The following is a 23,195-nucleotide window of genomic DNA, read 5'->3' as shown; positions in this document are numbered from 1 at the left end:
CTCGTCGAGGGTCAGATGTCGACCGTGACGCCCCCGGCGTGCACGACCCGGGCCACGACGGCCCCGATCGGTCCGGATCGCGGCTCGCCGGTGCCCCCCAGCTCGCGCGCGAAGCTGGCCTCGACGACCTCTCTGACGAGGGCGGTCCAGAGCCGGGCGCGCACGAGCATGGCGTGGTCGGCGCGGGCGACGCGGATCAGGGACGCGTCGAGACCGTCGGCCTGCATCTGCTCGACGGCGTGGCGAGTGCGGGCCAGCGAGCAGATGACGTCACGGTCGCCGTGGACGAGGACGGTGCGCCTGCCGGCGCCGGGGCGGGGGTCGCCCGGCTCGACCCAGGGCGCCAGCCCGACGACGAGCCGGACGTCGGGATCGTCACCGACGAACATCGCGACCCGTCCGCCCATCGAGTGACCGACGAGGGCGATCGGGACGCCGGGGTATGCCGCCCGCACCTGTTCAAGCGCCCACCTGGCGTCCTCGACGGGCATCGCGTCGCCGTTCCAGCCGCGGACGCGGAAACGGAGCCGGGCGACGGCCATCGGGCCGGGCACCTTCTTGAGGGCACGCGCGAACGGCACGAGGCGGGCGACGTTGTGCGACCACGGCCGGTTGGGCTCGTGCCCGTCGACGGCCCCACCGTGCATGACGAGGGCGACGACGGTCGCGTCCGTGGGCTGCGCGTCCCAGACGAGCGACGCGAGCGGGACCTCGTCTGCGGGAGCCGGCTCGGCGCTCACACCTGGCTGCGGTGGAAGTTGGCGAACGACCGGCTCGCGGTCGGACCGCGCTGGCCTTGGTAGTGCGAGCCGTACGCCGCTGAGCCGTAAGGGTTCTCGGCGGGCGAGCTGAGGCGGAAGAAGCAGAGCTGGCCGATCTTCATGCCCGGGTAGAGCATGATCGGCAGCGTCGCGACGTTGGACAGCTCGAGCGTGACGTGGCCGGAGAAGCCGGGGTCGACGAAGCCGGCGGTCGCGTGCGTGAGCAGACCGAGGCGGCCGAGCGAGCTCTTGCCCTCGACCCGCGCGGCGAGGTCGTCGGGCAGCGTGACGGTCTCGAGCGTCGATCCGAGGACGAACTCCCCCGGGTGCAGCACGAAGCGGTCCTCCTCCGGGCCGACCTCGACGAGACGCGTCAGGTCGGGCTGCTCCGCCGCCGGGTCGATGTAGGGGTACTTGTGGTTGTCGAAGAGCCGGAAGAACTTGTCCAGCCGGACGTCGACGCTCGACGGTTGGACCATCTGCGGGTCCCACGGGTCGAGCACGACCCGCTCGGCGGCGATCTCGGCCCGGATGTCCTTGTCGGAGAGCAGCACGGGACGAGGCTATAACGCCGGACCGGTTTCGCCCGGACTCTCCTGACCCGCGGACGCCCTACGTGCGCCGCGGGGCACCTATCGTCGCTTCATGGACCCCTCGGACACGGGCGCCCGACGCGCCTCCGACGCCCCGCTCGCCTCCGACGCCCTGCTCGCCCGCGAAGCCCCGGTCGCCGACGACGCCCTGCTCGCCGACTTCCACTCCGTCGTGCGGCGGATCCTCGAGGCGCTGCCGGCCGACGAGAGCGGCCAGCGGCTGTCCGAGGCCCTCCGGGAGCACCTGGGCGCCGAGCCGCACCTGCTCGCCGTCGTCTCGGCGCCCGTGCCACCCCACCGGCTCGTCGACGCGGACATCGCCCTGTCCGAGGTCTCGGCCGACGACCGGGACGCCACGGTCATCGGGATCGCCGGCGACGCGCGCCACCACATGTCGCTCGGCGACCTCGTGCAGCGCTTCCACGGCCCGGGCATGTCGGTCGGGCAGGTCGACTACGACCGGATGCCGACCGGCCCCGGCAAGGACGACCAGAGGCAGGTCGTGACGTCCGGGATCCGCCTCTTCCACTTCGACGGCCACCCGGTCGCGGTCCGGCAGCAGGGCATGAACCGGCAGTTCGGGCGCGAGTCCGGGACCATCGAGGTCGTCGCGCAGGACCGGGACGTGTCCGACGCGCTCATGGCCCGCGTCCAGGAGCTGATGGACGAGCGGAGCGTCATCCGCGGACAGGTCGTGACGTTCGGCTCGGACCCCTACGGCCCCGGCATGGCCGGAGTCACCTTCATCGAGCGTCCGACCGTCGACGCGGCCGCCGTCGTGCTGCCGGACGGCGTCCTCGACCGCGTGGCGCACCATGTCATCGGGATGGGTGAGCACCGCGAGCGGCTCGTCGCGCACGGCCAGCACCTCAAGCGCGGCGTCCTGCTCTACGGCCCGCCCGGCACCGGCAAGACCCACACGGTGCGCTACCTCCTCTCGGCCACCCCGGGCACCACCGCGGTGCTGCTGAGCGGTGGCTCGCTCCGCTTCATCCACGACGCCGCGAAGGTCGCCCGCGCGCACCAGCCCGCGATCGTCGTCCTCGAGGACTGCGACCTCGTTGCCGAGGACCGGTCGTTCGCGCCGATGGGGGCGTCGCCGCTGCTCTTCGAGGTGCTCGACGCCCTCGACGGGCTCGACTCGGACTCGGACGTCGCCTTCGTGCTCACGACGAACCGCGTCGAGGACCTCGAGGTCGCCCTGTCGCAGCGGCCGGGCCGCGTCGACCTGGCTGCGGAGATCCCGCTGCCGGACGCCGAGGGACGGCGCGAGCTGCTCCGCCTCTACGGCGGACACCTCTTCGGCGCCGAGGCGATCTCGGCGGCGGCCGCCCGGGCCGAGGGCACGACGGCATCCTTCGCCAAGGAGCTCGTGCGCCGAGCCGTGCTCGCGGCGGCGGTCGCCGACGAGCCCCCGGCGGACGACCACCTCGGCGTCGCACTCGACGAGCTCCTGTCCGACGCGCAGGCGCTGACCCGCAGCCTCCTCGGTGTCGGGGCGCACGACGGCGCGGACGGCGACCTGCGAGGTATGCCGTCCGGCCGGCTGCCGCGGCCGAGCCGCTCGGTCGCGTCTTTCGGCTACTCCCCCGACGGCGGGGTCACCCACTCCGGCTGACCGCGGGACCCGGGCACACGGCATACGCCCTCGGGGGCTCCGTCAACCGGCGAAGGCGCGCACCGGCAGGCCCGGCACGGCGACGCGGACGCGGAAGACGGCGCCGGCCTGCGGCTCGGGGTCGTCGAGGTTCTCGCGGGACGTCGTGACGTAGAGGTCGCGCAGGTCGTCGCCGCCGAACGTGCACGCCGTCGTGAGGCGCAAGGGGAGGACGACCTCGGCGAGCATCTCGCCCTCCGGCGAGTGGCAGCGGACCCGGCCCGCGCCGTTGAGGGCGACCCAGACGTTGCCGGCGCTGTCGACCGTGAGCCCGTCGGGGTGACCGACGTCGTGGGTGACGAAGGGGCGCCGTTCGGTGAGCTCGCCGTCGATGACCGTGAAGACGTCGGTGCGGCCGGTCGGGGTGTCGTCGTAGTAGGCGAGCCGGCCGTCGGGCGAGAGGTCGATGCCGTTGGAGATGGTCACGTCGGGCAGGAGCGTCGTGACGTGGCCCGTCGCGTCGACGCGGTAGAGCAGCGCGCTGCCGGGCACCCGGTCGTAGCCTATGGTCCCCGCCCAGAGGCGGCCCTCGCCGTCGACGCCACCCTCGTTCATCCGGACGGACGGGTCGTCCCAGAGGTCGAACCACGGGGTGGGTATGCCGTCCGGCTCGTCCGCGCGCGCCAGCCCGCGCTCAGTCGCGACGACCCACCCGCCCGTGGTGCGCGGCCGCACGAACGCGGCGACGTCGCCGACGTGCATCCGGTCGACGGACCCGTCGGGACGCAGGGTCAGGACGTCACCGGCGAGGAGGTCGACCCAGCGCAGGCCGCCCCACGTGGGCGACCAGACGGGACCCTCGCCGTGGTAGCAGAGGGCGGCGGTGACCTGCTCGAGCTCTCCCGTGACGACGGGGCCGGGACCGGGTGCGGCCGCCATCAGTCCCACCACACGCCGACGTAGTGGTGGCCCTGGGGGACGACGGGACCGTCGACGAGCCACTCGGCACTCGCGGCCGGACCACCGCTCGACTCGGTGTCTGCGTCGATCGTCATCGCGTCGACCTCCTCCGGCAGCAAGGTCGTGACGACGGCCACCCCACTCGCGTAGGGCCATTCGTCGTCGGGGAAGTCCTGGAACTCGAGGACGTCGAGCTCGACCCGGACGTCGTGGACCTCCGGGTGCTCGCGCAGCTCGAAGAGCACCCGGCGCACCGTGTCGAGCGGCATGTCCTCGGGACGGTTGGGTGCGATGCACCACTCGCAGTCGTTGCCCTCGAAGAACTGCTCGAGGGTGACGGCCACCTGGGCACTCGCTCCGCCGCGCTCGCGGACGTGGTCGACGAAGGCGGTCTGCTTGGCGAGATCCATGACGGTTTCGGCCCCTGGGGTCGCGTTCCTGGCACTGGCGCGGTGTCGGCTACACTGACGCCGCGTGCCGCCTTGCGGACCCTTCGCGGGGCACCTCCGGGCGGCCGTGCGAGCGTAGCTCAATGGTAGAGCGCCAGCTTCCCAAGCTGGATACGCGGGTTCGATTCCCGTCGCTCGCTCCACGCCACGAAGGATGCAGCAGCGCGAGGGCCCCGACCGTGTGCCGGTCCGGGCCCTCGTGCGTCCGCTCCGGCTAGCAGGTCGTCCACATGCAGACGAGCTGGGAGGGGGCTGCCGGGTCGGCGGAGACGGACCCGTGCCCCCAGATGTGGTCGCTCGAGGGGTCGACGCCGGCCTTGGTGACCCACATCGCGCCGACCCAGATGTCCGGCCCGTCCGGCGCGCCCCGGTTGTTCGTGGCGGGCTGCACCTCCCTGGCGGTCCTGAACCAGGCGTCGATGACGCTCATCCCGTCCCGCGTGTAGCGGGCGAGCTTGCGGCCCTCGTCGGTGTTGTCGAAGGTGATGGCGCCGTAGCCGAGCATCGTGTGCAGGCCGTCGAAGGCGCCGTCCCAGCGGCTCAGCACGTCGCCACCTCCGGGAGAGATGACGTCGTCCTGGAGCGGGCCGCACGCGGCGACGGCGAACCACTCGAGGTCGTTCTGGCCGTACAGGTCCCCGGGCGAGGCCGGGGCAGCGCCGACGGCGCTGGGTGTCAGGAGCACCGACTGCTTCTTGCCGGGCACGCAGAGCACCCAGCCGTTCTGGTTGGCGTGGCCGGTGTAGAAGACGAAGTCGGCGGCATCGACCCACGTGTCGTCGTCGGAGTGCCAGTCGGACTCCCACGCGTTGAGGTCTCCCCAGTTGAAGTTCGTCTGCCAGCCGTCGGCCGAGAGCCCGTCGACGAAGCCCTGGGCGTTCGCCGGGCTCCCGTTGAGCGGCTGGCTCTGGTCGATCTGCTTGACCCAGCTCGTCCCGGCCTCGCTCGGGTTGAGCGCGCGCGCAGCACGCTCGGATCGCGGTGCCCGTCCTGCGGGCGCGCGGTCGGATCGCTCGGGCTGCACCTCGACCTCGGGGAAGACCGGTCCGTGGTCGGTCGCCGCGACGAAGGTGTGGCGGGCGTGCACGGTCGAGCTGCCCTTGCCGCCGGCGTGCTCGACCTCGAAGTCGCTCGTGAAGACCCAGACCGGTGTGAGCAGCTCCTGGACGACATCGCCGGGAGCCATGTAGTAGGCGAGGTAGGCGCCGCGGCGGTTGACCTCGCCGAGGTCGCCGTCGGCGCCGAGCCGCGCGAAGGCCTCGTCCACGTCGAGGGCATCGACGACGTGCGGCTCCCCGATCGGGCGGAAGCCTCCGTTGGCGCCGATGAGCCGGCCGCCGTCGCCGAAGGTGAAGGTGAGCTTCCCGCCACCTCCGATGACCGGAAGGACCTTCGACTCCGAGTCGACCCCCGGATTGCGGATGCCGAGGACGAAGCGCGCCTGCACGTCGAGCTGACGGCTTCGACGGTCCGCCCGAGCGCGTCGACGCCCTCGGGCGGCGACATGGGTGGCCCCGGCGCCGAGCTCGACGAGTTCGACCAGGTCCCCCTGCGTCTGCCACAGGTCGTGACGCCGGATCAGCTCGCGGGCCCGGTCGTAGGCCTCCTCGGGCTTCGGCAGCGAGGGCCGCAGTGAGGGGTTCCAGAGCTGGGCGCGGTCCGCAGCGAAGAGGTCCCCCGAGGCGACGAACACCTCGAGGAGCAGGTTCTCGTCGGAGACAGAGAGTCGTTCACCATCCTCGGTGACCTCACCCTCGAGCTCGAAGAGGTCGGCTGCGAGAGCTGCGACGCGGCCGGGGTCGAGCTCGGGTCGACCCAGCTCGAAGACGGGTAGTGACATGGTCATGGGATCTCCCTGTTCCTTGCGTCAGGCGACGCACGGACAAGTGGTCCACGACCGGACCAGTGATACAGGTCGCAGTTCGCGACGTGGCACGCTCGTTCCCGGTCTGGATCGACTCCGACGCCGCAGGCGACGGCCGACACCGAAGCCGTCAGGGCATGCGGCCCGCCACCCAGCTCGTCGTCCAGATCCTCGAGAGCTGGACGCGTTGACCGGGCTTGGGCGAGTGCCAGACCTTGCCGTAGCCGGCGTAGATCCCGACGTGGTAGACGCGTCCTCCGGACAGGAAGAAGATCAGGTCTCCCTGCTGGAGGTTCGACTTGCTGATGCGGACGCTGGCGAGCCGCTGCGCGCTGGCCGTGCGCGGCACACCGACACCGAGGCGCGTGCGATAGGTGTAGTAGACGAGGCCGGAGCAGTCGAACGCCGACGGACCCGCGGCGCCGTACCGGTACGGGTCGCCCTGCTGTGCGGCGGCGATCTTCACCGCCGCCCTTCCTCGGACGGCTCGCGCGTAGGCGGAGACGTAGGCGACCGACCTGGCCTTGATGGTGACCGGACCCTGCGCTGAGCCTGTTGCCGCGTGGGGCGAGACCGACGATGTCGGTGCGCCTCCGGTCCCGACGAGGAGAGCGGCTGCTAGTAGTGGCGTGATCGCCAAGGACTGCAAGGGAATTCGGCGTGCAAGGGTAGAAATGGACATGGTGGACTTCCTTCCCACGCCTGTGAGGTGAGCTGTCGGGTTCGGGCGGAAGATGCCCGGCCGCAGATGCGGCTTCACCCCAAGGACCGGCTGACCGGCCCGAAAGTGGGTCCCCCACTCCTGTCCGTTATTGCGTGGCTGCCCCACCGGTGGACAGGACTCGGCGTCCGGTGGGCCGCTCGGGGAGGACCCCGGGCGATGAGCATCCATCGACGGTGACAGACAGGTCACGAAAAGTGCGTGGAACGTCAGATTATGGCAATGAATGACAAGTCAAAAGGTATTCAAGCGGACATCAGGGGCATTCAGGGCGCCTGTGAGGCGCGCCGTGACCCCACGGCATACGCCTCTCGGCGGTGGCCCGCGCCGTTATCGGGTGGACCGGCGCACCCCCCACCACGCACCATGGACGCGGCTCCGTCGGGGCACGTCAGTCGTCAGCGGGGAGGCCCGCGGAGAGGTGGGTGGCCGTCATGGCCTGCTCAGCGGTCCCGGTCCCGCGCCACCTCCCCCACCCCGGCTGACCGGGCCATCCGGTCCTGCCCGACTGACAGGAACAGACCGTGAAACCACTGACAGACAAAGAGATTCGCGCCTCCTTCGTCAACGCGTCGCGGCGCGAGGCCAAGCAGGCCAACCTTCCCGCCGACCTCGACCTCGGCCTCCGCTGGGAGTCGCTCGACTACCTCGGCTGGGTCGACCGCAGCAACCCGCAGCGGGCGTATGCCGTCATCCCCGTCGACGACGAACCCGTCGGCCTGCTCCTGCGGGCCTCCGAGCGGACCCGCAAGGCCAGCACGATGTGCGCGTGGTGCGAGGACGTCTTCGCGACGAGCGACGTCACGCTCTTCGTGGCACGCCGGGCGGGCGCCGCCGGGCGCGAGGGCAACAGCCTCGGGACCCTCGTGCACGCCGACTTCAGCTGCTCGACCCACGTCCGGCGCCTGCCGAACGGCATGGAGGGCGGCCTCGACCCGCTCGCGCTCGTGGAGCGGCGCATCGAGGAGCTCCGGGCGAGGTCGTCGGCCTTCGCCCGCCGCCTGCGCGACGGGTCGTGAGCGTCCGCTGACGCCCGGTCGCTGGACGTGGCTCAGCCCGCGACCTCGAGCGACGCCGGCCCGGTGGTGTGGCGCACCATGCCACCGGGCACGGCGCGGACCGAGCGGAGCCCGTGGGCCGCACTGGGAGGACCTTCGCTCGGCGCTCGGTCGAGGCTCCCGGCGCGTCCGTTTGGACTCCGGCGGCCCGGAGTTGCTACGGTTGGCGTCGCCTCGCAGGCGTAGTTCAGTAGCAGAACAGCCTTCTTCCAGAAGGAAGACGTACGTGCAATTCGTGCCGCCTGCTCCAGATGAGAAGGGCCCGGTCATCGCGACCGGGCCCTTCTGCTGTCCGATGCCGTATGCCAGGTCGCCCGGTCCCGGCGGTGCGCGCCGGCCCGGCGGCATACGCCCTCGGCCCGGCCCGTGGCGCAACCGTGACCTCTCCCCCTTGCGATCGTTACCCGTCAGTAGCATCATGGAAGTGACCGGCCAGTAACTTGGCGCGCCCGCCGACGACAGTGCGGACGCACGACGAGCGACAGAACGTGGAGGGTCCCCGGATGGGCCACTACAAGAGCAATGTGCGAGACCTCGAGTTCAACCTCTTCGAGGTCTTCAACCGTCAGGACGTCCTGGGCACGGGGATCTACGCCGACGTCGACGTCGACGCGGCGAAGGACATCCTCCGGGAGGTCTCGCGCCTCGCCGAGCACGAGCTGGCCGACAGCCTGCTCGACAGCGACCGCAACCCGCCCGTCTACGACCCGGTGAGCCAGTCGGTGACCATGCCCGAGTCGTTCAAGAAGTCGTTCAAGGCCTACGTCGACGGTGACTGGGGCAACCTCGACGTTCCCGCCGAGCTCGGCGGCATGGTCGTGCCGGCCTCGCTCCGCTGGTCCGTCGCCGAGATGGTCTGCGGCGCCAACCCGGCCATCCACATGTTCACGGCGAGCTACTCCTTCGCCAACCTCCTCTGGCACCTCGGCACCGACGACCAGAAGAAGCTGGCCAAGCACGTCGTCGACCGGGCCTGGCACACGACGATGGTGCTCACCGAGCCCGACGCCGGCTCCGACGTCGGTGCGGGCCGCACCAAGGCCGTCCAGCAGCCCGACGGCACGTGGCACATCACCGGCGTCAAGCGCTTCATCACCTCCGCCGAGTCCGACATGGTCGACAACGTCGTCCACTTCGTCCTCGCCCGCCCCGAGGGCGCCGGCCCGGGCACCAAGGGCCTCTCCCTCTTCATCGTGTCCAAGTTCCACGTCGACCTCGAGACCGGAGAGCTCGGCGAGCGCAACGGCGCCCACGTCACCAACGTCGAGCACAAGATGGGCCTCAAGGTCAGCACCACGTGCGAGGTCACCTTCGGCGAGCACGAGCCGGCCGTCGGCACCCTCCTCGGCGACGTCCACGACGGCATCGCGCAGATGTTCAAGGTCATCGAGAACGCCCGGATGTTCGTCGGCACCAAGGCGATCGCGACGCTCTCGACCGGCTACCTCAACGCGCTCGAGTACGCCAAGGAGCGCGTCCAGGGCGCCGACCTGACGCAGATGACCGACAAGGCCGCGCCGCGCGTCACCATCACGCACCACCCCGACGTCCGACGCTCGCTCATGCTCCAGAAGGCGTACGCCGAGGGCCTGCGCGCGCTCGTCATCTACACCGCGAGCCAGCAGGACGCCGTCAACCAGGCGCAGGCCGGCAACCCCGCCGCACCGCTCGAGAAGGGCTCGGCCGCCGAGGTCGCCAACCGGATCAGCGACCTCATGCTGCCGCTCGTCAAGGGGCTCGGCTCGGAGCGCGCCTGGGTGCTGCTCGGCACGGAGTCGCTCCAGACCTACGGCGGCTCCGGCTTCCTGCAGGACTACCCGATCGAGCAGTACGTCCGCGACGCGAAGATCGACACGCTCTACGAGGGCACGACCGCCATCCAGGGCCTCGACTTCTTCTTCCGCAAGATCGTCCGGGACAAGGGGCAGGCCCTGCAGTACGTCGCCGGCCAGGTGCAGGAGTTCGCCAAGGACCTCGGTGGCTCGCTCGACACCGAGCGCGAGCTGCTCGGCCGGGCGCTCGAGGACGTCCAGGGCATCGTCGGCCACATGATCGGCGACCTCATGAAGAGCGACCCGCGCACGGGCGGCGAAACGGCCAACCTCTACAAGGTCGGCCAGAACACGACGCGCCTGCTCCTCGCCGCCGGCGACCTCGTCGTCGGCTGGCTGCTCCTGCGCCAGGCCGAGGTCGCCCAGGCTGCACTCGACGGCGGCGCCTCGGGCAAGGACGCCGACTTCTACCGTGGCAAGGTCGCGGCGGCCTCGTTCTTCGCCAAGAACGTCCTGCCGAAGATCGCGGCCGAGCGCGCCATCGCCGAGGCCACCGACAACGACCTCATGGACGTCCCCGAGTCCGCGTTCTGACGCGTACCCCCTTCGCTTCCACTGCAACACACCGAGCAGGTCACAACGCACCCGGATCCGATTCGGGTGCGTTGTGACCTGCTCGGTGTGTTGCGGCTGGGGCCGTCGCTCAGGGCAGGGCGGTCGGGGAGGTCGGGCCGGTGCGCTGGCGCCGCTCGGCGTAGGCCCGCGCCTTGGCCCGGTTGCCGCAGACCGACATGATGCACCAGCGCCGACGGCCCGACGGGTTGAGGAAGACCCACCCGCACCCGTCGCCCGGGCCGGCGGAGACGTGCCCGCCGCCCTCGGAGGTCAGCAGGGCTGCGGCAAGCCAGCGCGGCGGCATACAACGGCTCGTGGACGCCGGCGTCGCGGGTGAAGAGCCAGGCGACGGAATCGCTCGTGGCCGTGAGCATCTGAGCCTGACGCGCCTCGACGGCCAGCGTCGACACCCGCGTCAGTGCAGTGCGCCTGCCGACGCCGACCGCGAGGTCATGGACGTCGCGGCGCAGGCGCCGGGCCTCCCGGAGGACGGCGCCGGCGGCGAGCCGGTCGCGTCGGGCGGTACGCCGGAGGCGAGCGGCGGCCACCTCGTCGACGAGGCCGCACTCCCGGGCCCACACGACGAGGTCGTCGTAGTCGTCGAGGTAGTCGACCTGCTCTGCGGTGGCGGCCGACCAGCCCGCGGGGGTGTTGACGAGCTCGAGCGTCGGGTTGCCCGCGATGCGGACCGGGAGCTCCCGTCCGTCGACGTCGTACGTGTACAGGAGACGATCAAGGCGATCGACGGGTCCGCATGCCAACCAGATCGGTGTCGCTAACCGGTTAGTGACGTCTGAATGGTTGCCCCGCGTGCAGACCTGAGCCGACGCGCTCGTCCCGCGCTACACCAACGACGAGAGGGGCGCCGGCCACCGGCCCCGACTCAGGGGTCGAGGCGGTGGGCCGGCGGGTGACGGTCAGGCGAGCGACCGCTGGTAGGCGGGGCACAGCTCGACGATCCGGAAGCCGAGGTCCTCGTTGATCGAGACCATCCACGAGTTCGTGTCGTCGTTGCCGGTCACGATCCGCCGCCGCTCGGGGTGGTCGGCCTGCAGGCGTCGGAGGTTCTCGACCTTGAGGGCCATCCCGAGCCGGCGTCCCCGATGGTCGCGGTGGACCAGGGTCCCCCACTGCCAGGCGACGCCCGGCGCCCCCGAGGGCAGCAGGAGGTCGGTGTAGGCCACGACGTCGCCGCTGTCCTCGTGGACCGCCACGGTCGTGAGGCGTACGCGCCCCTGAGCCCTGGCGACCTCGAGGTACTCGCGGTAGCGGACGGGTGTCAGCGACTCCTCCTCGAACTCGATGTCACCCGTGGGCGCGTCGACGGCGAGCTGGTTCATGACGGCGCAGAGCGACTCCTGGAGGTGCTCGGGCACTCCCCCGACGTGGGTCTCGAGGCGATAGGTGCCCTCCCAGCGCGGGCGGGCGTGCTCGCCGTGACGGGCCAGGAGCTCCTCGTCGACGGGCAGCCGGAGGTGGCGCATGATCTCGGTGTTGCTGAGGTGGAAGCCGTGCCGCTCGGCGAAGCGTCGGTAGCCGTGGCCCTCGGAGGCGGGAGGCACCAGGAAGTCGACGACCATCGTGACCCGACCCGCCTCGCGGGCCCTCGCGACCAGCCGCTCGACGAGCGCCGAGCCCGCGCCGCGACCGCGGTGGGCCGGGTCGACCTGGACGTCGAACCAGGTCATCGTCGTGTTGTCCGTCAGCGGCAGCCACAGCGTCGCCACCCCGACGAGCTCTCCGCCGTCGTGGGCGCCCCAGATCTCCATGCGCTCGGCCTCGTCGACGTGGCGCCACTCGACCAGCGTCTCGGCCAACGAGGGCGGTTCGTGCCACGGCCGCTCGTGACCCTTGCTCGCGATGATGACGTCGTACGCACGGGCGCAGACCGCGTCGTCGTGCACGTCGATGAGCGTCGTCTCCATGGCTCGACGGTAGGGGGCCGCGCGGAGGGCGTGCCATCGAGTTTCCGTGGGACGGGGCGCGCACTCGAGTGGGGCGGGGGGCTCACTCGACGAGGAGGTGGGGGCGGGTCAGGTGCGGGGTGGGCGCGGGCGGGTCGCGCGCAGCAGGAGCAGTCCGGCGGCGAGGACCGCGAAGCCGACGATCGGGGTGACGTCGCCGACGAGGAAGAAGACGGGCCGGTTGCCCAGCACGTCGACCCCGACGATCGACACCATGAGGATCCCGAGGAAGAGCACGCCCGCCGACACGGCGGCGACGGGGTCGACCCAGCCGCGCTGCTCGTCGAACGCCACGTCCACCGAGCGCCGTCCTCGGTCGAAGCGCACGAACACCGCGACGAGAAGTGCGGTGACGACTGCGAGCACGGCGAAGAGGATCGGCCGCGTCAACCACCACTGCCACGACGCGACAGCCGGCTGGGCGATGCCCAGGGCCCGCATCGCGAGGAGCACCATCATGAGCGCCGTGAGGTGCCAGAGGAAGGCGGTCATGGCGAACGGGCCGGCCACGACGACCATCCGCCAGGCGCGGGGTCGCGCGAGCACGCGAGCCATGACCGGCCGCAGCACCACCGCGAGTCCGCACATGCCGATGCCCTGGGCGAGAAGGGCTGCCGTGGGCGGCGCCATGTTGGAGACCGACTCGCCGGGCAGGCCCACCATCGAGGTGGGGTAGGGCCCGAAAGCGACGGCCACGCCCATCGCCCCGAAGCCCAACACGGCCATCACCCACCCGCGGCCGGTCGTGAGCAGCCCGTCACGCCAGGCGAACCCGAGCTGGTGCAGGGCCAGCCAGACGAACGCGAAGTTGAGGTTGCCGACGAGCTCGGGTCCGCCGCCGAACCGCACGGCGTCGACGGCGCACGCCAGTGCGACGAGCACGACGACGACGCCGAGGCCCCAGCGCCGGTGCAGGTCACGCATGAGCGGCGCGAAGGCGCAGGCCCCGAGGTAGATCCCGACGAACCACAGCAGCTGGGGCACCATCACGAGCGCGTCGCGCGCGATGCGGCCGGCGTCGCCGGGCCTCGACGTCAGACCGGACAGGTCGGCGACGACCCCGAGGGCGACCCAGACGGCGAGGAAGGCGAGGGTGGGGCTCAGCAGGCGCGTGGCGCGCGCCCGGAAGAACGCGGCATACCTCCCCCGGTGCTGCGGCCGCCGCCGCTCGAGCGACTCGAGCGTGTGCGCGTGGGCCACGCCACCGACGAGGAAGAAGAGCGGCATGACCTGGAGCAGCCAGGTCAGCGGCTGGAGGGCCGGCACGACCGCGAGCGCGTTGGTGATCTGCCCGTCCGTCGTGATCGCGACCATGAGCCAGTGCCCGAGGACCACGACGAGGAGCGAGCCGACGCGGAGGGTGTCGACCCAGCGGTCCCGGTCGGCAGGCGTCGCGGCATCGATCTCGGCCGCCGTGCGGGGCGCCGCGCCGGATCGGGTCTGGCTCACGTCTCATCGAAGCACGAACGGCGGTCCCGGCAGGTGAGTTCTCCTGCTCAGGCCGCCGTCCGCGGCTCAGCTCCCCGCGCCCCGCCTCCAACCGTCGAAAGGCCACGAACCGGAGTCCGGTTCGTGGCCTTTCGACGGTTGGGGGCCCGGTTCGTGGCCCTTCGACGGTTCTAGATGGTCTCGTCGCGGTGCTCGACGCGGCGCTCGACGACCTCGTCGCCGTCGACCCGGCGCTCGACGACGTCGGGCGCTCCACGGCGCTCGGTCACGACCGTGTGCTGCGTGCGCGCGCGCTGGGCGTTGAGGACGAGCGCGAGGATGATGGCGAGGGCGCCGGCGACCATGAGGATGATGCCGATGGTGTTGCCCGTGCTGCTGCTCATGTTGAGGACGCTGGAGTCGATGTTGGTGAAGCAGAAGATCGCTCCGACGACGAGCAGGAAGATCCCGAGTCCGATACCCATGAGGTCTCCTTGGCTGGGGGCACGCCTGGACGCGTGCCTGGGCGCCACATACCCGCCGGAGCGCGACGAGTCACAGGCCGGCCCCGGCCTCGGTCAGCGAGCCCGGCGCCGACCGAACGCGAGCGTCACGGCGGAGACGACGAGCATGAGCACGCCGACGCCCACGGCGATCGCGATCTCGTAGTAGAGGTTCCGCGCGGCGAGGCCGTAGGCGGCGTCGGCGATCGTGCGGGCCACCTCGGGGTCGACGCGGCGCATGAGCGGCTCGCGCGACACCATGACGACGAGGGCGAGCGCGAGGGAGGTCGCGATCCAGCCGATGGCGACGAGCGTCGTCGCGGTGCGCCAGCGCCGGGCGAGGGCGATCGACAGCAGCGCCAGGGCGCCCACGACGAGCGGTCCCTACGGGCCCCACGCGTCGGCGATGCGGTATGCCGCCTGCGCCTTCTGAAGGTCGGTGGCCCTGACGAGGGGGATCGTCACGACCGGCGCGATCGACCCCGCGTCCGGCACTCCTGCCTGCTCGAGCGTCGACGTCAGGGCCGGGACGGGGATCGTCAGGCGCACGGAGACGCGTCCCTGGTCGTCGAGCTTCGTGTCGGCCCGGCCCTCCATGACGGCGATGAACTGCGTGTGGAGCGCCCGGATGCCCGTGGTCCAGGCGGCGGTCACCTGAGGGCTCGCGACCAGCGCCGCGGCCTGCGTCCGGATCGGCGCCTCGAGCGCCTTCTCGATCGCCGGCTGGAGCTGGACCGCACCGAGGACGCCCTGGACGACGCCATCGGTGAGGGCCTCCTGGACCTGGGGCTTGGTCACGACCGGCCGCAGCTCGTCGACGAAGACGTCGGTGCGCGTCAGCATGACCGACGCCCAGAAGCCGACGAGCGACACGGGCAGCAGCACGATGGCCAGCAGCCCACACACCGCCGAGAGGACGGAACGTCCGCTGCCACCAGATGCCTGCCGTGCCACGTGTGCCGCCTTGTCGTCCGCTGGTCTCGTCACGACCTGCCGGACGGGTCGAACCGGCTAGTTCCCGGCCTGGACCCCGCGCAGGTCGAGAGCCAGTGTGGCATCGGCGGTCGGGTCGAGGATGACCGGGATCCCCCAGTCCTGCTGGAAGAGGTGGCACGCGGCGTGCTCGGGCACCTCGCCGGTCTCGGGGTCGCCGTCGCACGCGGCTGCCTGCACCGAGATGTGCAGCGTGCCCGACCCGAGGCCGTCGCGCAGCACGAGAGTCCGCGTCAGGCCCTCGGCGCGACCGGCTCCCGAGACGAGGAGGGCGTCGGGCGTCGCAGACACGTCGAGACGCGTCGGGTCGCCCCACCGCAGGTCGAGCTTCTGCCCGGTCGGCGGCACGAACGTCACCTCGAGCGCGACCTCCCCGGCGGGGAGCGGCGTCGCGGGACGCTGGGTGCGGTGGGCGGGTCCGTCGACGCGCTGGGCGGCCTCGGGCAGGGCGACCCGGGTCAGTCGATGGGCTGCGGACTCGACGACGACGAGGCGCACCTCGCCGGTCTCGGGGTCGTGCTCGACGACGGCGTCGCTCGGCTCGGCGAGCCCCTGCGCGAGGGTCGACACCTGGCCGGTCGCCGGGTCGAAGCGGCGGATCGCGCCGTTGTAGGTGTCGCTGACCGCGACAGAGCCGTCAGGCAGCTCGGTGACGCCCAGCGGGTGCTGGAGCAGCGCCTCGACGGCATCGCCGTCGCGGTGACCGAAGTCGAACAGGCCTGTGCCGACGTGGGTCTCGACGACGAGGGCCCCCTCGGGCGTCGTCGTCACTGATCGCAGGGCGGAGGTCTCGGAGTCGGCCACCCACACGCGGTCGCCGGAGGCGGAGGTGGCGAGCCCGGAGGGCTGCGCGAACCAGGCCTCGGTCGCCGGCCCGTCGACGAGACCCTCGTTGGACGTGCCGCCGACGACCTCGACGCGCCCGTCCTCGAGGGTGCTGCCCGGCGTCCACGCCCACAGCTGGTGGGTGCCGGCCATCGCGATGAGGAGCCGGTCGCCGAGCCACGCGAGGTCCCAGGGCGTCGAGAGCGGCTGCTCGAGGGCGGGACCGCCACCGGTGCGCTCTCGGAGCTGCGACCCGGTGCCGGCGACGACGTGGACCGAGCCGTCGGAGAAGCGGATTCCCTTGACCTGATGGTTGACCGAGTCGGCGACGAGCAGATCGACGCCCAGCCGCTCGGCCACGTCGGTGGTCGCGAGGACGACGCCTTGCGGCTCGTTGAGCTGACCGTCGCCGCCCCACCGGGCCCGCTCGGTCTCGAGGTCGTCCTCGAGGTGCACGACCTGGTGGTCGGCCGTGTCGCTGACGACGAACGAGCCGTCCGGCAGGGCGACCGCCTTGCCGGGGAAGCGGAGCGCGGTGTCGGGGGCCGGCGGCGGGACGTAGGGGTCGTCGCCCGGCTGGAGCGTGCCCTTGGCCCGGTGCTCCTCGATGAGCTCGGCCACGAGCGAGGCGAGACCGGGACCGTGCCCCTCACCGGACATCGACGCGACGACGTAGCCCTCCGGGTCGAGGACGACGAGGGTGGGCCACGCCCGTGCCGCGTACGCCTTCCACGTCACGAGCTCGGGGTCGTCGAGCACCGGGTGGTGGACGGCATACCGCTCCACGGCGGCGGCCAGCGCATCGGCCTCGGCCTCGTGCTCGAACTTCGGCGAGTGCACGCCGATGATCGTCAGGGCGTCGGGGAACTGTGCCTCGACCGGCCGCAGCTCGTCGAGGACGTGGAGGCAGTTGACGCAGCAGAAGGTCCAGAAGTCGAGGACGGTGACGCGCCCGCGCAGGTCGGCGAGGGACAGCGACCGGCCACCGGTGTTGAGCCAGCCGCGGCCCACGAGCTCGGGGGCCCTGACCCTGACGCGCGAGCGGAGCGTGCCGGCGTCGACGCCGGCGCTCACGCGAGCCTCCGGTCGGACAGGACGGGGAAGGTGCGGCGCCACTCCGGCGTCGCCGCGGTGTCGATCTCGATGCTCAGCACCTCCTCGTCAAGCCCCGCGGCGGCCAGAACCTTCCCGGTGGCGTCGACGACCTGCGAGTGACCGCCCATCTCGTGCCGGGCATGGGTCCCAGCGGTGTTGCACTGGAGCACGACGCACTGGTCCTCGACGGCTCGCGCCTGGCCGAGCAGGGTCCAGTGGGCGACCCGCTTGCGCGGCCACGCGGCCGGGATGACGAAGACCTCGGCGCCGCGGTCGAGGAGGCGTCGGTAGAGCTCGGGGAAGCGCAGGTCGTAGCAGGTGGAGAGCCCCACCGGCACGGCCCCGCCGCCCGCCACGGGCACGTCGACGACGACGAGGTCCTCGCCGGCGTCCATCAGGCTCGGCTCACCCTCGCCGAAGCCGAAACGGTGGATCTTGCGGTAGGTCGCGACGAGCTCGCCGTCGGGCGAGAAGACGAGACTCGTGTTCCAGAGCCCTCGGCCGCCGGGCTCGGCGGGCTCGGCCCGCTCGACGATCGAGCCCCCGTGCAGCGTGACACGGGCGCCGCGGGCGGCGGCAGCGAGCACCTGCGCGACGGGCCCGTCGACGGCCTCGGCCCGCTCGTCCCACGCGGTGTAGTCGAAGCCACCGGCCGGCCACAGCTCGGGGAGGACGACGAGGTCGTGGCCGGCCTGGGCTCGCACGAGATCCGCGACGCGGGCGGTGCGGTCGGCGACCGACTCGCCGTCGCCGTAGGCCAGCTGGATGAGCGCAACCTTCATGGTCCAACTCTCACACGGTCACGGGGGTGCCGGGCCCGCGGTTCCGTCACGCGGGCACCCCGGGGACCCGAGGTGTTGACCCTCACACCGTGTCAGGCCGTAGACCATGGTCATCATGTTGATCATCGGAGAGTTCGCCCGCCTGGCGGGAGTGACGGTGCGCATGCTGCGCCACTACGACTCCCTCGGCCTGCTCGTCCCGGCCCACGTGGACCCGTTGACCGGCTACCGCAGGTACGCGGCGACGCAGCTGCCGCGACTCAACCGCCTGTGTGCGCTCAAGGCCCTCGGCCTCACCCTCGAACAGGTGGGGACCGTCCTCGACGCCCAGGTCTCGGCCGAGGAGCTGCGCGGGATGCTGACCCTGCGTCGGGCCCAGATCGAGGACCAGATGGCCGCCGACCGCGGTCGCCTGCAGGCCATCGAGGCGAGACTCCGAACCATCGAGAAGGAGGGCACGATGTCCGAATTGGAGTACGTGAAGAAGGAGCTGCCGGGCGTCCGGCTGGCGCAGGTGACGGGTCGCGTCGCCGACGTGAGCGAGCTGGGGATGACGATCGGGCCGGCGTTCGACCGGCTCCTCGGGGGCCTCGCGGCGGCCGGTGTGCCGCCACGCACGCCGTCGATCGCCTGGTACGACGGCGACACCGAGGGCACGACGTGGGGTGTCGGGGTGCCGACCACCCTCGAGGCCGTCGACGTCGAGGGCGCCGAGGTGGCCGACCTGCCGGCCGTCGAGCAGGCCGTCACGGTGATCCACCGCGGGTCCGTGGCGACGATCGGGGACACCTGGCAGGCACTCGCGACGCAGGTCGACGCGACGGGGCTCACGGCATACGGCCCCTGTCGGGAGGTCTACCTCGAGACGCCGACGGACGACGCCGACGCGTGGGTCACGGAGCTGCAGCAGCCGGTGCGCTGAGCTGCGCCGCGTGGCGCTCGCGGCGTCGGGCCGCGAGCTCCTCGCGGAGCTCCGGGTCGCTCCGGACGAGGTAGACGAGGCCGCAGTCCTGCGGTCCGCTCGCCCCCGGGAAGCACAGGGTGCACGGCTCACCGAGCCTGATCGGGCACCGGGGGTTCGACGTTCGCTGCGGCATGTTCCCTCCTCCGACCCAAATACTACAGCCCGTAGTAGCAGGGTTCGGACGCACCGGGTCAGCGCTGGGAGCCCTCGTCGCGCCGCGCGAGCGCGGCCAGCCGCTCGTTGTACGCCTTCAGCTCGGCATCGCCGTCACGGTCGGCCCGGCGGTCCTGCCGCACGGACTCCGCACTGTCGGTGCGGAACCACTGCATCGCGACCGTGAGCGCGAGCACGAGGCTCGGCAGCTCGCCGATGGCCCACGCGACGCCGCCGCCGTAGCGCTGGTCGGCAAGGGCGTCGGTCACCCAGGGAATGGCCACCGTCGGGAAGAAGTCGCCGCCGAGGAGCGTCGTGCCGCTGATCATCGCGACGCCGAAGAAGGCGTGGAACGAGATCGTCGCGAAGAGGACGACGAGGCGCAGCGCCGGGCTCCAGCGCTTGGGACCGGGGTCGACCCCGACGAGCACCCACGCGAAGAGGTAGCCCGTGAGGACGAAGTGGGCGGTCATGAGCAGGTGCCCCGTGTGCGTCTGCAGGGCCAGCTGGAACAGGCCCGTCCAGTAGAAGACGACGAGGCTCATGAAGAAGAGCACGGCCGCGAAGACGGGGTTGCCGACGACGGCGAGGAAGCGGGAGTGGACGAGCGCGAGGAGCATCTCGCGGGGGCCGAGCGTGCCGTCGCGACGCGGCCGCACGGTGCGCAGCGCCAGGGTCACCGGCGCACCGAGGACGAGGAAGATCGGGACGACCATCGCCTCGAGCATGTGCAGGGTCATGTGCCACGAGAAGGCGACCCGGCCGTAGATGCCGAGCACACCGTTGGTGGCATAGACGAAGAGCAGCCAGCCGACGACCCAGCTCAGCGTGCGCAGCACCGGCCAGGCGTCCCCCCGGCGGCGGAGACGGACGACACCGGCGACGTAGAGCCCGATGGCGAGCAGCCCCGTGGCGAGGAAGAGCCACTCGACCCGCCAGGCGGTGAGCCACGACAGCGCGGTCGGCGCGGGCGGCACGGGATAGCCGGTCAGCGAGAGCGCAGCGCTCGGGTCGGCCACGGTCTCGGGGACGGGGGGCTCGCTGCGCGCGAGCGCGGTCGCGACCCCGAACGCGAGCGCCATGACGAGCGACTCGGCGACCGCGAGACGGACGAAGAGCCGGCCCCGGGGGCCGCCGGTCGAGCCGGAGCCGGTGGCCCCTGAGCTGGTGGCGCCGGTCGCGTCGATGCGGTCGAGCGTGATGCGACGGTGCCACGCACCGGCGACGCCGAGGGCCACGAAGGCGAGCACCTTGACGAGGACGAGGACGCCGTACGGCGTGGCCAGGTCGGACCACGACCCGAGCCGGGTGGTCGCCGACATGACGCCGGAGACACCGAGGGTGACGAAGCACCACAGGGCGACCCTCGAGTAGCGGCGGGCGACGACGCCGAGCGCGTCACCGAGGGGTCGGCGCAGGACGACGAGAGCGAGCAGCCCACCCACCCACACGGCCGCACTCAGCAGGTGCGCGGCGATCGCGTTGACGGCCGTCTCGTGGTCGGCCGAGCCACCCGCGTGGCCGGCGAGGCCGAGGACGAGGAGGGCGAACGCCGAGAGCACGGTGAGCGCCAGCGCCACCGCGCGGGAGCGCGCCACGGCGGCGACGGACGCGACGACGAACGCCACGACCGTGCTGATGAGCCCCACCCGGAGCGGCTCGATCGACCAGATCGACCCGGTGAGGTTCTGGCCGAAGAGCGGGTCGCTGAGCGGCATGCCCGCGGCGTCGGCGAACGTGAAGACGACCCCGACGGCGCCGGCGACCGCCCAGACGAACGCCGCGGCCGTGGCGACACGCAAGGCGGCGGCGCGGCGCGGCTCGTCGGGCGCGGCGCTCTCGGCACGCGTACGGCCCGGGATCATCGTCGCGGCGAGCAGCAGCGAGCCGATCGCGAGGGAGGCGGCGACGTCGTGGACGACCCGGACGAGCGGCAGCGACCAGCGCACGACTGGGCCGGCGTCGGACAGGCCGCCCGGCAGCGGGTCGGCCGCACCGGTGTAGCGCGCGGCGACGACGCTCGCCAGCAGCGCGACGACGACGACGGCGGCGAGGACCAGCGCACTGAACACGCCGGAGCCACGCTCGGCCCACACGCGGGGACCCGTCCGCGGACCGGCGAGACCGTCTCGCTGCAGGGTTGGCATGCCTCAAGGGTAAGTAGTCTGATGACATGCCCATGCACCCGGCCGCCCCCGACGACCGCAACGGACTGATCGACGCGTTCGACCACTCCGTGCAGTCGATCATCGACCTCGGGCACTCCTGCCGAGACGAGGACTTCGAGCTCCAGACCGAGTGCCCCGGCTGGACCGTCAAGGACCAGATCGCCCACGTCGTCGGGGCTGAGAAGTCCTTCGCCGGCATGCCACGCCCCCAGGTCGAGGTGCCGGACTACCCGCATGTCCACAGCGACTTCGCCCGCTTCGTCGAGGTCGACGTCGAGGCCCGACGCAGCCTCTCCGGCCGTGAGGTCGTGGCCGAGCTGGCCGAGTTCCACCCGCAGCGCGTGGCCGACCTGCGCGCGTCCGACGCCGACATCGACACCGTGATCGGCGGCTTCTTCGGCCCCGAGACGACGTTCGGCGACCACCTGCACCGCCGGATCGTCGACGCCTGGGTGCACGAGCAGGACCTCCGGGCCGCCCTCGACCGACCCGGCAACCTCGACTCCGCGAGCGCCGCGGTCTTCACCGCCGACATCCTCGCCGCCCTCCCGCGCATCGCGTCCCGGGTCGCCGGCATCGGCGCCGGACACGCCGTCGTGCTCGACGTCAGCGGTCCCGTCGTTGCCCGTGGCGGGGTGCGCATCATCACCGGGAACGACGGGCGGCCTTACGGGGAAGCGCTTTTCAGCGGCATCGACCGACCCGAGGGCGAGGAGCAGCTCGATGTCACGTCGATCCACCTCACGACCGACGCCCTGACCCGCAGGGCCGCCGGACGTCGCGGCGTCGACGAGATCCACTACACCGTCACCGGTGACGAGGAGATCGCCCGGAAGGTTCTCGAGGCTCTCGTGGTCGTCACCCACTGAGCGCTGCTCGCGCCCGCGTATACACCTCGGAGCCCCTCTGAGGGGCCGAAGTCCACCTTGTGTATATGTGGCCAACGGCCTAGCGTCACTAGGAGTCGGTCAAGCCAGTGCCGCATCGGGGATCCGATCCATCGGAGTTTGAAATGACCGACCCGTCCGCGGGTCCGCGCAAGGATGCGCGAACCAGAGAGCTGATCCATACCCTGCGCACGTCGGACTCCGCGTCCGAGCGCGCCACCGCCCTCGAGACCGTGACCGTGCTGCACATGCCGCTCGCCCGTTCTCTCGCCCATCGTTACTCGGGCAAGGGCCTCGACCGAGAGGACCTCGAGCAGGTCGCGTTCCTCGCGCTGCTCAAGGCCGTCAAGCGGTTCGACCTGTCCAAGCCGACCGAGTTCGGCGCCTACGCCACACCCACCATCACCGGGGAGCTCCGTCGTCACTTCCGTGACCACGGGTGGCTCGTCCGGCCGCCCCGCGAGCTGCAGGAACGACGTCAGCTCGTCACCGACACCCGGTCACGGCTCGAGCAGCGGCTCGGCCACGACCCGGACGCCGGCGAGCTCGCCCACGAGCTCGACATCACCCTCGAGGCCGTCAAGGAGGCCCAGGTCGCGGCTACCAACCTGCGCCCCGCCTCCCTCGACGCCACGACGGCCGACGGCGGTCGACCCGTCCTCGACCTGCTCGACGCCCGCGGCGACTCCGGGTCCGACCCGGCGCTCGACGAGGGCATCGTCGTGCGCACCGCGCTCGAGCGCCTGCCGGCCCGCGACCAGCGGCTCGTCGAGCTCCGGTTCGGGGGCGACATGACCCAGGCCGAGATCGCCGAGTCCATGGGGCTCAGCGCGATGCAGGTCAGTCGCCTGCTCCGGCGCACGCTGGACGAGCTGCGTCGCCAGCTGTCCGCGGAGGGCGTGGCCTCGGCCTGACCCACCGCCGCTTGCCTGAGTGGTCCCGATGCCCGTGAGGTGCGTCGGGGCCACTCGTCGTTCCCGACGCGCGAGTGCCGGCCCGGAAGGCCTGGCGGACCCGGAGGGCCTGACGGACGCGGAGGACTT

General features: G+C 71.9%; 22 protein-coding genes, 2 tRNA genes, 1 pseudogene and 1 riboswitch. Of the genes and pseudogenes, 8 read left to right on the top strand and 17 right to left on the bottom strand.

Annotated features, from left to right (window positions below; translation table 11 throughout):
• Positions 1–11 precede the first annotated feature (11 nt).
• A complete protein-coding gene (locus tag ASD90_RS11365) occupies positions 12–740 on the bottom strand; it encodes a serine aminopeptidase domain-containing protein (RefSeq protein ID WP_056756025.1) in 729 nt (242 codons plus the stop codon).
• On the bottom strand, positions 737–1,315 hold the full coding sequence (gene dcd / locus ASD90_RS11360) for a dCTP deaminase (RefSeq protein ID WP_056756021.1): 579 nt from the start codon (positions 1,313–1,315) through the stop codon (positions 737–739). Before dcd ends, ASD90_RS11365 begins: the two co-directional genes overlap by 4 nt.
• Positions 1,316–1,406: 91 nt before the next feature.
• Between dcd and ASD90_RS11355 the strand changes: the two genes are divergently transcribed.
• A complete protein-coding gene (locus ASD90_RS11355; protein WP_235506572.1) occupies positions 1,407–2,972 on the top strand; it encodes an ATP-binding protein in 1,566 nt (521 codons plus the stop codon).
• Positions 2,973–3,014: 42 nt separating this feature from the next.
• Here the strand turns inward: ASD90_RS11355 and ASD90_RS11350 are convergent, their stop codons facing one another.
• Together ASD90_RS11350 and ASD90_RS11345 are read right to left on the bottom strand one after the other, a co-directional pair.
• Positions 3,015–3,890, bottom strand: a complete 876-nt coding sequence (locus ASD90_RS11350) for an SMP-30/gluconolactonase/LRE family protein (RefSeq protein ID WP_056756017.1) — start codon at positions 3,888–3,890, stop codon at positions 3,015–3,017.
• Entirely contained in the window at positions 3,890–4,321 is a 432-nt protein-coding gene (locus tag ASD90_RS11345; RefSeq protein ID WP_056756014.1) for a hypothetical protein, read from the bottom strand. Before ASD90_RS11345 ends, ASD90_RS11350 begins: the two co-directional genes overlap by 1 nt.
• A 108-nt stretch (positions 4,322–4,429) precedes the next feature.
• On the opposite strand from ASD90_RS11345, the gene ASD90_RS11340 reads away from it, so the two are divergent.
• Positions 4,430–4,503 (top strand) — tRNA-Gly (locus ASD90_RS11340).
• 71 nt (positions 4,504–4,574) lie between these two features.
• On the opposite strand, the gene ASD90_RS11335 is transcribed toward ASD90_RS11340, so the two are convergent.
• Entirely contained in the window at positions 4,575–6,206 is a 1,632-nt protein-coding gene (locus tag ASD90_RS11335; protein ID WP_056756011.1) for a DUF6345 domain-containing protein, read from the bottom strand.
• Positions 6,207–6,354: 148 nt separating this feature from the next.
• Complete coding sequence (locus tag ASD90_RS24315; protein WP_235506570.1) at positions 6,355–6,690, bottom strand: C40 family peptidase; 336 nt, start codon at positions 6,688–6,690, stop codon at positions 6,355–6,357.
• A 218-nt stretch (positions 6,691–6,908) separates the two neighbouring features.
• Positions 6,909–7,082, bottom strand: a riboswitch (cyclic di-AMP (ydaO/yuaA leader).
• Between the two features lie 387 nt (positions 7,083–7,469).
• Here ASD90_RS24315 and ASD90_RS11325 point away from each other — a divergent pair.
• The 3 genes from ASD90_RS11325 to ASD90_RS11320 all read left to right on the top strand — a co-directional run bounded on the left by ASD90_RS11325 (position 7,470) and on the right by ASD90_RS11320 (position 10,369).
• Positions 7,470–7,964, top strand: coding sequence for an FBP domain-containing protein (locus ASD90_RS11325; protein WP_056756009.1), 495 nt, complete (start codon positions 7,470–7,472; stop codon positions 7,962–7,964).
• Positions 7,965–8,179: 215 nt separating this feature from the next.
• Positions 8,180–8,253 (top strand) — tRNA-Gly (locus tag ASD90_RS23545).
• A 253-nt stretch (positions 8,254–8,506) separates the two neighbouring features.
• On the top strand, positions 8,507–10,369 hold the full coding sequence (locus ASD90_RS11320) for an acyl-CoA dehydrogenase (protein WP_056756006.1): 1,863 nt from the start codon (positions 8,507–8,509) through the stop codon (positions 10,367–10,369).
• 109 nt (positions 10,370–10,478) lie between these two features.
• On the opposite strand, the gene ASD90_RS11315 is transcribed toward ASD90_RS11320, so the two are convergent.
• The 9 genes and pseudogenes from ASD90_RS11315 to ASD90_RS11275 all read right to left on the bottom strand — a co-directional run bounded on the left by ASD90_RS11315 (position 10,479) and on the right by ASD90_RS11275 (position 17,980).
• Positions 10,479–10,694: a CGNR zinc finger domain-containing protein gene (locus ASD90_RS11315; RefSeq protein ID WP_056755999.1), complete on the bottom strand. Its 216-nt coding sequence runs from the start codon at positions 10,692–10,694 to the stop codon at positions 10,479–10,481.
• A 43-nt stretch (positions 10,695–10,737) separates the two neighbouring features.
• A pseudogene (locus ASD90_RS24700) lies at positions 10,738–11,151 on the bottom strand (ABATE domain-containing protein); the annotation flags it as partial.
• 156 nt (positions 11,152–11,307) lie between these two features.
• A complete protein-coding gene (locus tag ASD90_RS11305; protein WP_056755994.1) occupies positions 11,308–12,315 on the bottom strand; it encodes a GNAT family N-acetyltransferase in 1,008 nt (335 codons plus the stop codon).
• A 108-nt stretch (positions 12,316–12,423) separates the two neighbouring features.
• Positions 12,424–13,803 (bottom strand): acyltransferase, encoded by a 1,380-nt coding sequence (locus ASD90_RS11300; RefSeq protein WP_056755991.1) that lies wholly within the window; start codon positions 13,801–13,803, stop codon positions 12,424–12,426.
• A 170-nt stretch (positions 13,804–13,973) separates the two neighbouring features.
• Positions 13,974–14,267: a DUF6458 family protein gene (locus ASD90_RS11295; RefSeq protein WP_056755988.1), complete on the bottom strand. Its 294-nt coding sequence runs from the start codon at positions 14,265–14,267 to the stop codon at positions 13,974–13,976.
• Positions 14,268–14,360: 93 nt separating this feature from the next.
• Positions 14,361–14,657, bottom strand: a complete 297-nt coding sequence (locus ASD90_RS11290) for a hypothetical protein (protein ID WP_056755986.1) — start codon at positions 14,655–14,657, stop codon at positions 14,361–14,363.
• A gap of 12 nt (positions 14,658–14,669) precedes the next feature.
• On the bottom strand, positions 14,670–15,191 hold the full coding sequence (locus ASD90_RS11285; RefSeq protein WP_056755983.1) for a hypothetical protein: 522 nt from the start codon (positions 15,189–15,191) through the stop codon (positions 14,670–14,672).
• Positions 15,192–15,296: 105 nt separating this feature from the next.
• Positions 15,297–17,177 (bottom strand): NHL domain-containing thioredoxin family protein, encoded by a 1,881-nt coding sequence (locus ASD90_RS11280; RefSeq protein WP_056755980.1) that lies wholly within the window; start codon positions 17,175–17,177, stop codon positions 15,297–15,299.
• Positions 17,174–17,980 (bottom strand): carbon-nitrogen family hydrolase, encoded by an 807-nt coding sequence (locus ASD90_RS11275; RefSeq protein ID WP_056755977.1) that lies wholly within the window; start codon positions 17,978–17,980, stop codon positions 17,174–17,176. The genes ASD90_RS11280 and ASD90_RS11275 overlap by 4 nt, the downstream gene beginning before the upstream one ends.
• A gap of 115 nt (positions 17,981–18,095) precedes the next feature.
• On the opposite strand from ASD90_RS11275, the gene ASD90_RS11270 reads away from it, so the two are divergent.
• Positions 18,096–18,902 (top strand): MerR family transcriptional regulator, encoded by an 807-nt coding sequence (locus tag ASD90_RS11270; protein ID WP_056756441.1) that lies wholly within the window; start codon positions 18,096–18,098, stop codon positions 18,900–18,902.
• On the opposite strand, the gene ASD90_RS11265 is transcribed toward ASD90_RS11270, so the two are convergent.
• Together ASD90_RS11265 and ASD90_RS11260 are read right to left on the bottom strand one after the other, a co-directional pair.
• Positions 18,874–19,077, bottom strand: coding sequence for a DUF6767 domain-containing protein (locus ASD90_RS11265; protein WP_056755974.1), 204 nt, complete (start codon positions 19,075–19,077; stop codon positions 18,874–18,876). The genes ASD90_RS11270 and ASD90_RS11265 overlap by 29 nt on opposite strands.
• Positions 19,078–19,135: 58 nt before the next feature.
• Complete coding sequence (locus tag ASD90_RS11260) at positions 19,136–21,244, bottom strand: cytochrome c oxidase assembly protein (RefSeq protein WP_056755971.1); 2,109 nt, start codon at positions 21,242–21,244, stop codon at positions 19,136–19,138.
• A 26-nt stretch (positions 21,245–21,270) separates the two neighbouring features.
• Between ASD90_RS11260 and ASD90_RS11255 the strand changes: the two genes are divergently transcribed.
• Complete coding sequence (locus ASD90_RS11255; RefSeq protein ID WP_235506565.1) at positions 21,271–22,134, top strand: maleylpyruvate isomerase family mycothiol-dependent enzyme; 864 nt, start codon at positions 21,271–21,273, stop codon at positions 22,132–22,134.
• A gap of 143 nt (positions 22,135–22,277) precedes the next feature.
• Positions 22,278–23,066 (top strand): sigma-70 family RNA polymerase sigma factor, encoded by a 789-nt coding sequence (locus ASD90_RS11250; protein ID WP_056755966.1) that lies wholly within the window; start codon positions 22,278–22,280, stop codon positions 23,064–23,066.
• Positions 23,067–23,195 lie beyond the last annotated feature (129 nt).

It is taken from the genome of Terrabacter sp. Root181, from assembly GCF_001428505.1.
Lineage (GTDB): Bacteria > Actinomycetota > Actinomycetes > Actinomycetales > Dermatophilaceae > Terrabacter.
The sequence above is the reverse complement of the archived record's forward strand: the minus strand, read 5'-3'. Positions and strand labels throughout refer to the sequence as shown.

Bases quoted from the DNA above. Each gene is read 5' to 3' on its own strand.
- ASD90_RS11270 (WP_056756441.1), top strand. From the start codon at position 18,096: ATGTTGATCATCGGAGAGTTCGCCCGCCTGGCGGGAGTGACGGTGCGC.
- ASD90_RS11295 (WP_056755988.1), bottom strand. From the start codon at position 14,267: ATGGGTATCGGACTCGGGATCTTCCTGCTCGTCGTCGGAGCGATCTTC.
- ASD90_RS11335 (WP_056756011.1), bottom strand. From the start codon at position 6,206: ATGACCATGTCACTACCCGTCTTCGAGCTGGGTCGACCCGAGCTCGAC.
- ASD90_RS11320 (WP_056756006.1), top strand. From the start codon at position 8,507: ATGGGCCACTACAAGAGCAATGTGCGAGACCTCGAGTTCAACCTCTTC.
- ASD90_RS11355 (WP_235506572.1), top strand. From the start codon at position 1,407: ATGGACCCCTCGGACACGGGCGCCCGACGCGCCTCCGACGCCCCGCTC.
- ASD90_RS11260 (WP_056755971.1), bottom strand. From the start codon at position 21,244: ATGCCAACCCTGCAGCGAGACGGTCTCGCCGGTCCGCGGACGGGTCCC.
- ASD90_RS11275 (WP_056755977.1), bottom strand. From the start codon at position 17,980: ATGAAGGTTGCGCTCATCCAGCTGGCCTACGGCGACGGCGAGTCGGTC.
- ASD90_RS11345 (WP_056756014.1), bottom strand. From the start codon at position 4,321: ATGGATCTCGCCAAGCAGACCGCCTTCGTCGACCACGTCCGCGAGCGC.
- ASD90_RS11315 (WP_056755999.1), bottom strand. From the start codon at position 10,694: ATGCCGCCGCGCTGGCTTGCCGCAGCCCTGCTGACCTCCGAGGGCGGC.
- ASD90_RS11350 (WP_056756017.1), bottom strand. From the start codon at position 3,890: ATGGCGGCCGCACCCGGTCCCGGCCCCGTCGTCACGGGAGAGCTCGAG.
- ASD90_RS11255 (WP_235506565.1), top strand. From the start codon at position 21,271: ATGCCCATGCACCCGGCCGCCCCCGACGACCGCAACGGACTGATCGAC.
- ASD90_RS11250 (WP_056755966.1), top strand. From the start codon at position 22,278: ATGACCGACCCGTCCGCGGGTCCGCGCAAGGATGCGCGAACCAGAGAG.
- ASD90_RS11265 (WP_056755974.1), bottom strand. From the start codon at position 19,077: ATGCCGCAGCGAACGTCGAACCCCCGGTGCCCGATCAGGCTCGGTGAG.
- ASD90_RS11305 (WP_056755994.1), bottom strand. From the start codon at position 12,315: ATGGAGACGACGCTCATCGACGTGCACGACGACGCGGTCTGCGCCCGT.